Annotated in this window: 13 protein-coding genes and 1 pseudogene; 3 read left to right on the top strand and 11 right to left on the bottom strand. The window is 62.3% G+C overall.

Translation table 11 applies throughout. The features are described 5' to 3' along the window. From WCE35_RS01495 to WCE35_RS01480, 4 genes are all read right to left on the bottom strand, one after another. The coding region (locus tag WCE35_RS01495) for a DnaJ domain-containing protein (RefSeq protein WP_424591569.1) at nucleotides 1-475 on the bottom strand (475 nt) is incomplete at its 3' end. A 66-nt stretch (nucleotides 476-541) separates the two neighbouring features. Then, on the bottom strand, nucleotides 542-1,309 hold the full coding sequence (locus WCE35_RS01490; RefSeq protein WP_424591568.1) for a VWA domain-containing protein: 768 nt from the start codon (nucleotides 1,307-1,309) through the stop codon (nucleotides 542-544). A 103-nt stretch (nucleotides 1,310-1,412) separates the two neighbouring features. Continuing rightward, a complete protein-coding gene (locus WCE35_RS01485; protein ID WP_424591572.1) occupies nucleotides 1,413-2,303 on the bottom strand; it encodes an alpha/beta fold hydrolase in 891 nt (296 codons plus the stop codon). A gap of 519 nt (nucleotides 2,304-2,822) precedes the next feature. Beyond that, entirely contained in the window at nucleotides 2,823-3,746 is a 924-nt protein-coding gene (locus tag WCE35_RS01480; protein WP_424591567.1) for a division plane positioning ATPase MipZ, read from the bottom strand. A gap of 302 nt (nucleotides 3,747-4,048) precedes the next feature. Here WCE35_RS01480 and panC point away from each other — a divergent pair, with 302 nt between their 5' ends. Next, nucleotides 4,049-4,900, top strand: coding sequence for a pantoate--beta-alanine ligase (panC, locus tag WCE35_RS01475; RefSeq protein WP_424591566.1), 852 nt, complete (start codon nucleotides 4,049-4,051; stop codon nucleotides 4,898-4,900). Between the two features lie 351 nt (nucleotides 4,901-5,251). Continuing rightward, a complete protein-coding gene (locus tag WCE35_RS01470) occupies nucleotides 5,252-7,627 on the top strand; it encodes an ABC transporter substrate-binding protein (protein ID WP_424591565.1) in 2,376 nt (791 codons plus the stop codon). 207 nt (nucleotides 7,628-7,834) lie between these two features. Here the strand turns inward: WCE35_RS01470 and WCE35_RS01465 are convergent, their stop codons facing one another. The 6 genes from WCE35_RS01465 to WCE35_RS01440 form a co-directional block, all read right to left on the bottom strand. Beyond that, nucleotides 7,835-8,872, bottom strand: a complete 1,038-nt coding sequence (locus WCE35_RS01465; protein WP_424591564.1) for a hypothetical protein — start codon at nucleotides 8,870-8,872, stop codon at nucleotides 7,835-7,837. 701 nt (nucleotides 8,873-9,573) lie between these two features. Then, entirely contained in the window at nucleotides 9,574-10,014 is a 441-nt protein-coding gene (locus WCE35_RS01460; RefSeq protein ID WP_424591563.1) for a DUF1489 family protein, read from the bottom strand. Between the two features lie 40 nt (nucleotides 10,015-10,054). Then, nucleotides 10,055-10,978: a hypothetical protein gene (locus WCE35_RS01455; protein ID WP_424591562.1), complete on the bottom strand. Its 924-nt coding sequence runs from the start codon at nucleotides 10,976-10,978 to the stop codon at nucleotides 10,055-10,057. 155 nt (nucleotides 10,979-11,133) lie between these two features. Then, nucleotides 11,134-11,337 (bottom strand): hypothetical protein, encoded by a 204-nt coding sequence (locus tag WCE35_RS01450; protein ID WP_424591571.1) that lies wholly within the window; start codon nucleotides 11,335-11,337, stop codon nucleotides 11,134-11,136. Between the two features lie 203 nt (nucleotides 11,338-11,540). Further along, the gene (locus tag WCE35_RS01445) at nucleotides 11,541-11,909 is read right to left on the bottom strand and encodes a YidB family protein (RefSeq protein ID WP_424591570.1); all 369 of its coding nucleotides are present in this window, start codon (nucleotides 11,907-11,909) and stop codon (nucleotides 11,541-11,543) included. 104 nt (nucleotides 11,910-12,013) lie between these two features. Further along, entirely contained in the window at nucleotides 12,014-12,670 is a 657-nt protein-coding gene (locus tag WCE35_RS01440; protein WP_424591561.1) for a glutathione S-transferase family protein, read from the bottom strand. A gap of 130 nt (nucleotides 12,671-12,800) precedes the next feature. On the opposite strand from WCE35_RS01440, the gene WCE35_RS01435 reads away from it, so the two are divergent. Then, the gene (locus tag WCE35_RS01435) at nucleotides 12,801-13,478 is read left to right on the top strand and encodes a DUF599 domain-containing protein (protein WP_424591560.1); all 678 of its coding nucleotides are present in this window, start codon (nucleotides 12,801-12,803) and stop codon (nucleotides 13,476-13,478) included. Here the strand turns inward: WCE35_RS01435 and WCE35_RS01430 are convergent. Further along, nucleotides 13,475-13,949: pseudogene (locus WCE35_RS01430) on the bottom strand (hypothetical protein); the annotation flags it as partial. The gene WCE35_RS01435 and the pseudogene WCE35_RS01430 overlap by 4 nt on opposite strands.

Below are 13,949 nucleotides of genomic sequence, written 5' to 3'. Positions count from 1 at the left end.
GGCGGTCCAGATAGCTTTCAAGTAACGCGACGCTTTCGGCATCAAATCCCGCTACCATCGCCATCAACTGCGGCAGGTCGAACTCGTGGAGCGAGCGGCCTGCATTCGGCCCGTCCACGATCTGGCCGCTGAGTTCGCCGCTGTCGTGATCGAGGCTCATATCGAGATATTGCGAGCGCACGCGCGAGGTCTGTCCTGGCGAGCGCTTTGCGCTGCCCCCGAATATCCCGCCGATACCGCTGAAACCCGTTGTCCCGAACGGCGACCAGCCGAGCAGTCCCGCGCCGAAAATGCCGAGCGGGATCGCCACCGCCAGTTCGCCCCTGAGGCCGGTGAAGGCTGCGACCGCCAGCGCGACGACGCCGCCGACGATCTTGATCACACGCGCGAGCACGACCGGATTGGCCGCGCGAAACATCTGCAGCAGCAAGTAGAGGACGATAACGGCGACGACGCCGGCGATCAGGGTTGGCATGGCCGTAATATAGAGGGGTCAGCGCCGAAAAGCATGGCCGTCCTTGCTCAAGGAACGAAATAGGCGTCACTTCATCTGGCCGATCAGCCTGGCGGCCCCGCTCCCGGTCTTCGAAAGCCGCAGCAGCGCTTCCCGGCCGCCCGCCGCATAGGCTGCGGCCGCGCGCAAGAGCTCACGCAGTTGCGCCGCGGCGCCGGGATCGAACCTGCACCAGGCGCCGCCGGTCAGGCGCGCGATTTCACGGAACGCCTGCTCGGCCGCGGCGTCGCTGCCTTCCTGAAACATGAACACCGGCACCTTGAGCAGGCCGAGTTCGCCGGCCCTCGCGCAGAGATCGTCGACCTGTTCCTCCATGGCATCGCCGACAAACACCATGGCGCGTACGCCCGACGCCACCGCCTCGCGGCGCGTTTCCGACAACACCTTGCCGATCTGGGTGCTGCCGCCCTGGCAATCGATCTTGCTCATCAGTTTGGCCAGTTGCGCAGAGTCGGAGATCCATCCGGTCGCGCGGCATTCATTGAAGCCGCGGTAGTAGACCAGACGGATATCGAGACTGCCAAGCGACGCCGCCTCGCGAAACATATCGGCCTGCAGCGCGCAGGCCATATCCCATGTCGGCTGCCGGCTCATGGTGGCGTCGAGCGCGAATACCAGTCGTCCCCTGGCGCCCGTCCGATGCGGCGACATCGCGCGCGCCCTGGCAACAAAGGCGGCAATGTCGTCGGAGGCGGAGGTATCGGCTTGCGGGACCGAGCCCGCCTTGCCCGATTGCGCGGCTTGCGCCGCGGAGACCTCGCCTGCGGATTTCGGTTTGATCGGTTCGCCGGCCATGAGCACTCGCCAATTGCAGCGAGGCTTATGTGGGCCGGGATCGGGGACGGGTCAATGCCAACCGCAGCGGGTGCGGCCGGCATACAGCTTCGAATCCCGCAGATCAGTTGGCGGCGGTTAGCGGATCTGTTTGCGGTTTCTGGGCCGGCTCGACGACCGACACCGGTCCCGGCTTGGGGATTTTCGGCGGGGCGTTCTTGGTATCGACCGGACCGAGGTCGCTGTCGGTATCGCTCAGGAACTTGTCGAGCATGCTCTGGATGGTATTTTTCGCCTCGTCCGGACCGGTGTCGCGCATGTCATTATGCTGGAATCCGGTATTGACGACGGTGATCCCCGCCTTCTCGCACTGCTCCGCATCCGGAACGACACCGGGGTCAGGCTTGAACTGTGTATCTTTCGAACGGAACGACAGGATCTTGAACTTGCCATCGGTCAAGAACGGCACGCGCAAGTTGTCGAGCGTCACGACCTTCTTGATCTCGTCGGGATACTCTTTGGCGAAATACATCGAGATGTCGCCGCCCATCGAATGTCCGACCATGGTCAGCTTGCTGTAGTTGGCGTTGGGCTGGAACTTCTTCATTTCGTCGACGGCGAAATGGATATTGGCAACGCCGCGCTGTATCTGCGGCAGACGGCCGACATAAAGCTCACCGACTTTGGTCACCATCGGCGGGTCGGTCGGCAGATCATGCTGGGGGCTGAGCACCAGATAGCCACGCGCAGCAAAGGCGTTGGCCAGGAACGAATATTCGGTGTTCTTGACGGTGTTGCCGTGATTGAGGATCGCCACCGGCAGCGTGATCATCCCGGCATTGGCCTGCATTTCCTTGTCATGCCGCACGGCGATATGGACCGCGACCGGACGGTCGTCGCGCGACGGATCCTTGAACATCACCGTCTCGTGACGGATCGCCCACTTGCTCGCGGTGAAATACGCGACAGTGACCACTGCACTAAGCGAAAGCAGAACGGTGATTCCACGTTTCATGTTCATCCTTGGCGCGTTCGCCCCAAAGGGCTGTTTTGATCGGAGGCTCTTGGGGCCTGTTTGTGAATTATATATGTCACGGCGGCGTGACAGGAAGTCCAAATGTCGTGAATTGTCCGCCTTGTCATTGCGCGGCGCATCAGCCCGATTTGAGATTGCATGACTGTCATTCTTAAACCCTACGGTTGCATCCATTAAGGTCCGGTTCGGCGATTCGACCAAAACCTGTCTAAAACGGCCACCCTCGGCAGGCTCTTTCCGACTTCTTCCCGACTTGTGGTCGCTTCCTCGGTCCGCCATCTCCAGCATCCGCCGGTATCATCTTACGAGCCGGGTTCCCCGTCGCGACGACAACGGCGCGCGCGGCCTTGATGATGATGCGGATAATCCGTCCCGTCCCAGATCCTCGGTTCCGATTTGACCAGGACCGCGGCCGCAGGTCTGTCTTTTGACGCGTTTACTTCGCGCCAATCGGTACCCGCCTCAAGCGCGGGCCGGGCTTTCGCTCGAAAACGATTCTCAGAGCCCGATGATGTCGTGGACTTCGAGCGGCTTGTCGACCTGGCTGAACCACTCGGCCCGGTTGGCGGCGCGGCGGCGGCCGCGCTCGTCGAGCGGCAGTTTGAGCTGGCGCAGCAGGCTCGTCACCTCCTCGCGCGCCGTGACATGGCCCATGCTTGGGCGCGTGCCGAGCGTCGTCTCATCGATGTCGTCGAGCGCGGTCAATCCGCGCGGAAAGAACTCGCGATAGACCACGCGCTCGGCAAAGCCGTCGATCGAACGGAAGCCCAGCCGCAACGACAGGTCCTTGAGGCCGTCGGCGACGAGTTGCTTGTTGCGCGAGCCAATCATCGACAAGCGGTTGCGGACCACGATCCAGTCGGTGGAGGCGCCGTCGAGTTGACGTCGCTTGCGCCTGACATCGCGCACCATCTCCGCGTAGTGGCTTTCGCCGGTCACCACATAGGTGGCGGGGTCCACCGTTCCCAGCACGTCAAAATCGAGGAAGCTGTCGTTGATCGGCGTCACCAGGGTATCGGCCATCGAATGCGCCAGGCGCATCAGGTAGCTGTCCGATCCCGGCGTATCGATCACGATGAAATCGAACGTGCGCTCGACCGCGCTGACCGCTTCCATGAACTGCTGGAACTCGGAGTTTTCATTGTCGGCGATCTGCATGGTCTCGCCGTATTTGATGCAGTAGTGCACCGGTATATCGAGATCCAATCCGGTGCGGCGCGCCCACACCCTGCGGTTGTGGACATAGCGGGTAAAACTTTGCTGGCGGCAGTCGAGATCGATGCTGGCGACGCGCTGACCGGCCTTCATCAGCGCCACGGCGATGTGCAGCGCGGTGGTGGATTTGCCCGAACCACCCTTCTCGTTCCCGAGCACCACCACGTGGGCCGAACCGGATTGACCCTGACTGGTCTGAACTAACATGACTCAACCCCCAAGCGATATCTTCAAATCACACGCGGCTGCGGTCAAGTGAATTGCATCACAACGTTTCTAAATCGTTGTCGGTCTGCCTCGATGATGAATCGATGGGACCATGCGGCGGCGCGGGCGCGCGGCGGCGGGTCGTTAAACCTCAAAACCTCACGCCAACGGGCGTTGGGTGAAGCCGCCTGCCCCTTGCCGCCTTGGCGGCGCTGGCTTGGCCTTGGTAAGGTCGGCTTGCCCGCCGCAAGATCGACGCCAATCCCCGTCGTCCGACTGTGACCCCGAGAAATCGAGCCCCGATGTCGCGAACTCCCATCGTTGTCCGAGCCGTTCCAGCCTTGCGCCGTGCCCTCGATGGCCTGCGCGCCAGGAAGGCCACGATCGCGCTCGTCCCAACCATGGGAGCACTCCATGACGGCCATGTGTCGCTGGTGCGGCTGGCAAAGCGCCGCGCCGCGAAGGTCGTCGTGTCGATTTTTGTTAACCCAACCCAGTTCGCGCCATCAGAGGATTTCGGCTCGTACCCGCGCACCTGGAAGGCCGATGTAGCAAAACTCGCCGCCGAAGCTGTCGACCTGGTCTGGAATCCGGACGTCAAGACGATGTATCCGGACGGCTTCGCCACCCGGATCGTGCCGGAAGGTCCGGCCGCTGCCGGACTGGAAGACCGCTTCCGGCCGCACTTCTTCGGCGGCGTCGCCACCGTGGTCGGCAAGCTGTTTGCGCAAGTCCGGCCTGATTTCGCGATCTTCGGCGAGAAGGATTTCCAGCAATTGCGGGTCGTGAACCGGATGGCCAGGGACCTCGATTTCGGCGTCAGGGTGATCGGCTCCCGCACCGTGCGCGAACGCGACGGACTCGCGATGTCCTCGCGCAACGTCTACCTCACGCCGGAACAGCGTCGGGTGGCGCCGGAACTCTTTCACGCGATGAAGGAAAGCGCCCGCCGCCTGCGGGCCGGCGAGCCAGTCGAGACCGCGATGGCCGCCGGCGCCCGGTTGATTGAGCGGGCCGGCTTCGCGCTCGACTATCTCGAGGTGCGCCACGCCGAGACGCTAGCGCGGATTGCCTCGCCCGAGGACGGTCCATTGCGGGTGCTGGCGGCGGCCCGGATCGGAACCACCCGGCTGATCGATAACATCGCGGTCTAGGGTTTCCGTGTCTATTTGGGCCAATGGCCTGTCCAGATCGCCCCGGCGCAGTTGGCCGCCGGATAATATTGGCGGGCTTCGCCCGCTTGATGGCCCGACCTCGACACATAATTGATCCGATCGAAACACAATTTTGGCGGGTAGTGTCGCAATTCTCCTTGGTGTTGTTTGACGCAACGCTGACGAAAAATTCACACGTACTGCACCGATTGGGGCGCGCAACGATGCGTCGGATGATCGACATTGATTGGCCCCGCTCGGGGCGGTGGTATAGCGTTGCGACCGCGCTGATCTTGGCTGCCATCCGTCAGCAGCGCCATCGGGCCGAAAATTCCCAAGCCGAACAGGTTGATGCCGACGCTCTTGATCGGCGGCTTCGATCGAGCGGTTGCAGTCGCTCGCAAGTTGATCGAACCAACCCGAGATCGCCTGTCGGCGGGACTTGTTGAAGGAGGCGTCATGAATATTCTTCGAGGTTGCATGATGGCGATGATGGTCGCCGCGGTCGGGACCATGGCTGCGAACCAGGCCCAGGCGCAGGCCAAATATGACGAAGGCGCAAATGACTTCGAGATTCGTATCGGCAACAACACGCCGTATACCGGGCCGTCGGCGCCCAGGCTCTCGTTCCTGGGCAAGACAGTTGCCGCCTACTTCACGAAGATCAACGCGGAAGGCGGCATCAACGGCCGCAAGATCAAGTTTATCTCGGCGGATGACTCCAATGATCCAAGGAAGACGCCGGAAGTGGTCCGCAAGATCGTCGAAGAGGACAAGGTTCTGTTCATGGGTGCGCCGTTCGGCTCGTCGCCGAACGCCACTGTCCAAAAGTACCTGAACGACAAGAAAATCCCGCAGCTTTTCGTAATGAGCGGTACCAGCAGGTGGGATCACCCGGATACTTTCCCATGGAGCATGGGTTGGCAGCCAAGCTATGAGGCCGAGGCGCACATCTACGCCCAATATCTTCTCGAAAATCATCCTCGAGGCAAGATCGGCATTCTGTACCAGAATGACGAATTCGGGCAGAGTTACCTAAAAGGCATGAAGGAGGCGCTTGCGGGTAAAATGCAGATCGTCGCCGAAGCCCCGTACGACGTCCGCGCCGAGCCGAATGTCGACGCGCAGATGATCAAGTTGAAGGCTTCGGGCGCCGATATCCTGTTTAACGGCTCGGTCGCCAAGATACCGCTCGCCGCCATCCGCAAGGCTGCGGCGCTCGGTTGGAAGCCGCTGCATATATTGAGCAGCAACGCCTACATCAAGCCGGTAGGCGAGGAAGGCGCCGAGGGTCTGTTGTCGGCAACTTATATGAAGGACACGACGGACCCTGCCTGGCTCAATGATTCAGCCCGCAACGAGTACCTGGCTTTCATGGACCAGTACATGCCCGACGCGGACAAGACCGACACCTTGATCACCTATGCGTACGGTCACGCGCAGACAATCGTGCAAGTTCTCAAGCAATGCGGCGACGATCTGACGCGGGAAAACGTGATGAAGCAGGCGGCCTCGCTCAAGGGGCTGCAACTTCCGATGCTGCTTCCGGGGATCCTGATCAATACCAGCGCGAGCGATCACGCGCCGCTCGAACAGATGCAGATGATGCGGTTCTCGGCCGGACGATGGGAACGCTTCGGACCGCTGCGAAGCGGAATCGATCTGGGCAGCGTCAGTGAGTCTTTCAAGACGATATTCCAATACGGCACAGCCAAACGTGACCTGGCGAACAAGTTGAACGCCAACACCGTGACCCTGATGACCGGCTCGTTCGGCAGCACCTATGCCCAGATCGGCGCCGATCTCGCCTCGGTGCTCGACAGTGGCGAAAATCTGCGGGTGTTGCCGGTTCTCGGACGCGGATCGGTGCAGGCCGTGGCCGATGTTCTGCTGTTGAGGGGAGTTGACGCCGGCATCGTGCGCAAGGACACGCTCGCTTATCTCGAGCGAAAGGATTTTGCCAGCAACATCCGCAATCAGTTCGTCTACGTCACCAAGATGTTCAACGAGGAAATGCATGTGCTCGCGCCGAAGACGATCCGCAGCCTGAAGGATCTCGACGGCAAGACGGTGGTCGTCGATTTGCCGGATGCCAGCACCTTCGTCACCTCGATCAATGTATTCGAGCGTCTCGGGATCAGGCCGCATCTGCTCTATATCGAGCCGCGGCTGGCGCTCGAAATGCTGCGCAAGGGCGAGATCGATGCGATCGTGGCCGTCGAGGGCAAGCCGTTGCAGTGGCTCAGCCAGGTGAGAGATCCCAACCTGCATCTGGTGCCGGTCGGATATGAGAAGCCTCTGCAGGAGGAGTACCTGCCGTCCAGGCTTTCCTCGGCGGACTATCCTAACTTGGTTTCAGACGCCGCCCCTGTCGATACGATTGCGGCCGAGGCGATTCTGGCGTCCTACAACTGGCCACCGAACAGCGACCGCTACCGCCGCCTCTCCTTGCTGGTCGAATCACTCTTTGCTCGAACCGCGCAGCTGCAACGACCGCCGTTCCATCCAAAGTGGAAGGAAATGGCGGTGAAGGCGCCGGTAGCTGGCTGGACCCGCTTTCAGGCGGCGCAGGAGTGGATCAACCGCAACGTTGCCTCGGCCGAGACTGCTGCGGCGACATCCGCCGTGGCCGAGCCGCCGCGCGCAAGCAGGCCGCTGGATCGCGACGATCCGCTGTTTCGCGAGTTCCTGCAATGGCGCGCGAACCGTGCCAACGCCAAGCGTTGACAATCCCTCGAGGATGTCGGCTCCTCGGCGGCTCATCCGTGCCTGCGCCGTCGCAGTGCGATCCTTGGCCGTTCGGCGATCTGTTGCGTCGGCGATCTGTCGCGTTCGAACGGAAGCTGAGACCGGCTTAACCCGCGGGTCGCATCCGGTAGCCAAGCACGACCGCTTCAGACCGCAGCAGCACCCGGGGGGTCAGTGTTCCATGGGTCAGCGAGCATAGCTGGCAAGCGCCTCGAGCTGGCGCCGCGCCTCGGGCGCACCCCACTCCTCGGCTTTCTGATACCAGTTCCGCGCCTGTGCCAGATCGACGTCCTGGTCAGCCACACCGAATTGCTTCGACACGATCGGATCGAAGGTCTTCGCCAAGGCAAGGGCGGCGCGGACATCGCGAGCTTCAGCTGCGCGAAGCAGCAACAAACGAGCCGCCTGCAGATCGCCGGCCACAAGCAGCTCCTGCGCCCTCCTGATGAAGCCTGCGATTTCATCGGGATTGATTTCCCGCGCAGGCAGCGCCGCGCGCGCAGGAGCAGATGGTGCTGGGGGCGCCACGGTCTGTTGCTGTTGCGACGTTGGCGCGGCGGGGACGGAAGGCATCGTTGTGGCGGGGACGGAAGGCACAGTTGCGGTGCTGGCGGAAACCCCGACGGTACTCGCGGGCGTCCAGGTCAGCCGGACCTGGCTGCTGACCAGCGCATCCCCGTCGGAACTCCGAAGCTCCGCGGTCAAATTCATCACGCCGACAAAGTCGGCCGGTGGAATGATCGATGCGTCCGAAATCTCCTGCGCGGGCACGCGCCATTCGCCGCTATTCATCGCCTTGCCGACTGTCAGCCTGGCGCCGGCCGGCATCCCGCCGATGATGACGATCGCACCGGGACCGGGAGCATTGACGTTGACGCCCAGCGACAACGGCTCATTGGCGGGTCCGCCGCCGTCGCGGACTACCAGCGTCGGGGCTGGTTTGCGTTGCGGCGCAGCATACAAGGATGACTTCAACGATTGCCAGGTCGGCAGGGACGCCAATGTATCCTCTTCAGCCGGACCTTGCGATGCCGGAAAGGCAATAACGAAAATCAGCGCGGCGAACGCGGCCACGGCCGCGGCAGCCGCAAAGCTGACGGCGATGCCCAATGATTGGCGGTTCTGGAGGACATAGGGCGCTTCGACCAGTTCCGGCTCCGGCGGTTCCTGCGTAACCTTCGCGATCGCCTCCGCGAAGGTGTCCGGCTGCTTGCGAATTCGCACGACCCGAATTTGGCCCAGTTGCAACTGCCCGACGGTTTCAGGCGTTTGCTGCGCCGACCGGGACGATGCATGATCCGTGGAATCGAGGTCTTGTTGTTTTGGATCGCTCACGCTAACCCCCCACTCTCAGTCGCGCCTGCACAGCCGGGCAGTCAACATTTAACAAGGCCCCGACCCGCCTCGTCATCCCTGCACCAGGAAAATTTCGATCAAACCGGCGGTGGGACTCGGTCGTCCGGTTTGGTCCTCCGGTCGGGCCCCAAACATATTAGCCGCTATTACAGCACCACAGCGAATGCCGGGGTGCACGCCGCAGTAGCCGAGGGTCGGGATGTACAATCCCGACAGGCTTGCCCACGCAGAGTTCATCAGAGTTTCCGATCTGACGGTTCTCCAAACCGAGCGCTTCCACCGATGATGCTCACTAGCCAGAATGGCATTCATGAGTTGCATTCTGGCCTAAAATATGATCGATTGATGTTCGCAACCAGAAATTGACCCAAAATTGGTTAACAGCGCGATGACCTCCGATCCAAGGAAGGGTCGTCGCGCTGAATCGCTGTGGGAAAAGCGGGGCAAGTGCTCGCGACTTGAGCCCCCGACGACGTTCGTTGGGGCGGCGCGTCGGCCCAACGCTCGGCTGACAAACACCCCAACCCGCTTCAGATGCTATCCGACCCACCTCGCGTCGGAACTGAACCCTAGAGCAAACCGAGATCACGCAATTCCCGGCGCATCGGTTCCGGCATCGCCGCCACGCTGGCGGCCCCGGACTTGGTCAGGTCGGGCGGCGCGGCGTCCGCGGCGAAGTAGCGCCAGCCCTGGAATGCCCGCATCGGCCGCGGCGATACTGCGATCACCTTGGGCCGCATCACCAGTCGGCATCGTCCGATTCCATCCTTGTCGCGAAACGGCTCGATCGCGACGATCTTCTCGCGCGCGGCAATTTCGCCGCGGATCACCCAATAGAGCGAGCCGCCGGCGAGGATTTCCGCGTCGCGCTTCGGCGTCATCCGCGTGATGTGGACGTGCCGGAGCGGCAGGCCCTTTTTCCGGGCGGTCGCCATGCGTTCGGCGACCCACTCCTTCAGGTGTTTGACGGACTCGCAGCCGACGGCAAGCTTGATGAGATGAAGCGGCATGGTTCCTATGGTTCAGCGCCGGGCCGGAGGTTGCGAGGGATCATTCGTTCGAGGTCGCAGGCGCCTGCGCCGCGGGAGCGAGTTGGACCGGCGCGCGTTTCGGCGCTGCCTGCTTCTTGACCGCTGGCTGTGCGGGCGGTGCCGGCGCGCTTGAAGCGGTGGCCGGTTTCGACGTGGACGATGCCTGCCCTCCGATAGGCTCCGGCGTCATGATGTTGACCGGCGGGGTGGAAGCCGAGGTTGGGAATTCCGCACTGGTTGGCTTGCCGGTCAGAGCCGATGGCGGAAGCGCGGAAGCGAAGCCCGCCGCGGCCGACGTCGGCGCGTTCCAGGACGGGGCGTAGCGCGTGATCATATTCTCATAGACGCGCTCCTTCATGTTGGCCACGATCTGATGATTATCGCCGAGCGACCGGTATACCGGGCAGGCCGACGGCATGCAGTGGTCGCGCGCGATCAGCACATAGGCCATCAGCCCGTAGCGGTCGCGCTCAACTGCGCGACGCAGCGCTCGCAGCTCGGTCGTCATGTTCCTCTCCGCGGTGGCGATATCGCCGAGCGCTGTCAGGCGGGTAATCTGGGACGCCGCATAATTCACCGCAGCGGCGGCCGACTCCGCGGAACCGAACAGCGTTTTTTCGCAGGCGTTCAACACCGCGTCACCGGCGAGATCATCGATACAGGACAACGCTGGCAGTGTCGGGCTCGTCGGCTGAAACGATCGGTTTTCAGCCGGCGCAACCCGGCCGGCCGGTCCGAAGCCGCGGAGGGTTGCGGCAACCGCGATGCCGATCGCCAGCAGGGTGATGACCGTCAGCGCGCCGTTGGCGACGGATTTTTCCGCGCGCAACAGCGTGATCAGAACGATCATCCCGAAAAACCCGGCCGCGGCAAGCGTCAGCCACATCGGAAAGTTCGGCGAGCGCCAGATGTGATCCAGCGATGAAGCCCAAGCCCAGTTCATGCGCGGTATCCCCTAAGCGCCGCATTAAGACCCAATCAGCGATGGTGAATGCCTCGTCGGTCATTCACCCATTCGGCAGAATGGTTCTGCGAACGGGGCCTTTTGACGGCGATTGGGATGGAAATCGCGCCAAGATCTTGTGGCGCACCACTCCCTCAGGAGACGTCGAGCTGGCTCTCCTTGGCAACCCGTTCGAACGCTTCGGTGGAGTTTTTGATGCGATACTGGCAGTCGTCGCCGTCGGTCGGCAACAGGCGGATCACTTCATAGGTGCCGCTGGCAGCCGGACGCGCCACATTGCTCGCAGTAAAGTAGACAGTCTCTCCTACGGAGTACTTATGCTTCAACGCCCTCTCCATCATGAAGGATTGCCGGCCCGCTCGCGGTCCCCCAGCGATGGCCAGCCTGACAGCCCCTGCGGCAACCTAGCACACCCGGGACCAAAAAAGCCAGCAAGATCAGGGCATGGCAAATACGAAGATTCTTCAGTTTTTCCAGTGCGATAGACGGTTATTCGGTGATTCTACGGGGATTGGAACCGCTCGAGTTCCGGTTGGCGCGATCAGGCCATATGGGGCAGCTTGCCGGCCGGACTGGCGTGATCGACGACGGTCGGGAGTTGATGCGCCAGAACCTGTGCCAGCTGATCGACCGGGATATTGAGCTTGGCGGCCAACTGCCGGATGGTGTCGCTGCCCAGCACATTTTGCAACTGCTCGGCCGTAATCGGCAGATTCTGGCCGTTGCCGATCCAGGATTTGACCTGCCCGCCAAAGCCCGCCTGCTCGAGCTTGGCGACGATCGCCGACAATCCGCCCTGACCGCCATTGCCGAGCACCTCGCTCAGCACAACCGGAACGACCGCCGCCTCAAGCTGACCAAGCACGCCCTTGAGCGCGGCCGAATTTTCCAATGAGTCGAGAATCCCCATCGCCGAGCCCTTTCCATCCACCGGCACGCGCCGGTTGCCGATTGAGACCGCATCTGCCCGGCCGGTCAAGCGGCGATACGCGCGGGGGGTGTCACAATTCGGACTTACACCGCCTCGAATCGTTCGATGACCAGCGTTTCGGCAAGGCCGTCGCGGGTCCATTGCTGGAACGCCGGGAGCGACATCATCGCGTCGACATAGGGCTGCGCATCGGGCGCGACCTTGATCGCATAGGTACGAAACCGGTGCACGACGGGCGCGAACATCGCATCCGCGCCTGAGAAGGCGCCGAACAGAAACGGCCCCTGCTTGCCGTGGCGACGATGGCAATCGGCCCAGATTTGCTGGATCCGCGCGACATTGGCGCGCGCATCATCCGACAGTGCGACGCGGCGGATCGGGCGATGCAGGTTCATGCCGCATTCGTTGCGCAGTGCCGCGAAGCCGGAATGCATTTCCGCCGAAATCGAACGCGCATGCGCGCGGCTGGCGCGGTCCTGCGGCCACAGCTTTGCTTCCGGGAATTTTTCGGCGACATATTCGATGATCGAAAGCGAATCCCAGATCGTGACGTCACCATCGATCAAGGCCGGCACCTTGCCGGAATGCGTGAAGCTCAGGATTCTTTCCTTGTCGGCGGTGTCATTCGTGTACAGCGGAATGAAAATTTCCTCAAAGGCGATGTTGCTGGCGCGCAGCGCCAGCCAGGGCCGCATCGACCATGACGAATAGTTCTTGTTGCCGATCACCAGTTTCAACATTTCAGGAAAATCCTGTCGGGACTGCCACCTTGCCATAGTGCGTTGCACCCGTTCAACCTGTACATGACGTTGATGCCGCCTGCCGCAACTTGCCGCGCGCGACGGCATTGACGATCATGAAGGACGCACCATGCCTGCCTATTGGGTCGATATCGCCGCGGTCGGATTCTTTGTCCTCGAATGGACGGTGTATGCCATCACCCTGGAACACACCGCCTATGGACGCGACAGCCTGTCGGCCCGTATGCATATCTACCGCGAGATCTGGCTCCGGCGCATGCTTGATCGCGAAACCCGCATGGTCGACACGCAGATCATGGCGTCACTGCAAAACGGCACCGCATTCTTTGCCTCCACCAGCCTGCTCGCGATCGGCGGCGCGCTGGCGCTGTTGCGCTCGACCAACGAAGCCCTGGCCGTTCTGGGCGCATTGCCGATCGATCTCACCCCGTCGCCGGCGCTGTGGGAAATCAAATGCGCCGGGCTGACCCTGATCTTCATCTACGCCTTCTTCAAATTCGCCTGGTCGTACCGGCTGTTCAACTACGTTGCCATCCTGCTCGGCGCGATGCCGCCGGCGAGCCAGCGCGATACGCCGGAGGCCGAAGCTCACGTCATGCGTACGACAAGATTGTTCGAAGCCGCTGGCCGGCACTTCAATCGCGGTCAGCGCGCGTTCTTCTTTGCGCTGGGTTATCTCGGCTGGTTCGTCAGTCCCTGGGTCCTGTTCCTGACGACGGCCGCGGTCGTCGTCGTCACCTGGCGCCGGCAGTTCGCATCGAACGCCTGGCGCGCGATGGGAAGTTAGGACACGAAATCCCGCGGTGTGAAGCTGAGGTCGAGCACTTTCCATTCGCCATAGCGGTCGACCGGCAGCATCGCATAGGGCTGGCAGGCCTGCAACGCGCTGATCGCGCCTTGCATCAACAGCGGTCCCTTGATGGACGCGCTTGCCTCGATCAGGACGGGGTCGGCCGCGAGCCTGCCGTCCGGCGTCATGAACACGCGCAACCTGACCTTGACGTCATCGGAGGTCGCGAGTGACCCCGGAAGTTTCGAGCAGGTCCGCAGATGATGCCGGAATTCGGCGACCAGACTGGAGGCGATATCGGCCGCCTGGTTCGCCGGCGCGTCGAAATTGTCGCCAGCCTTGTCGCCGGATCGCGGCGGCGGCATGGTTTGGGACAAGTCCTGCGGCAGGCCCAGCATGACGCGATATTTGATCGACAGATCCGGCTCCGGCGGCGTATAGGCCGGCGGCGGCGACGCCGGTTGCGGT

The sequence above is a fragment of the Bradyrhizobium sp. genome, from assembly GCF_049691595.1.
GTDB lineage: Bacteria > Pseudomonadota > Alphaproteobacteria > Rhizobiales > Xanthobacteraceae > Bradyrhizobium.
Note: the sequence above shows the minus strand (reverse complement) of the source record. Positions and strands in the feature narration are given on the sequence as shown.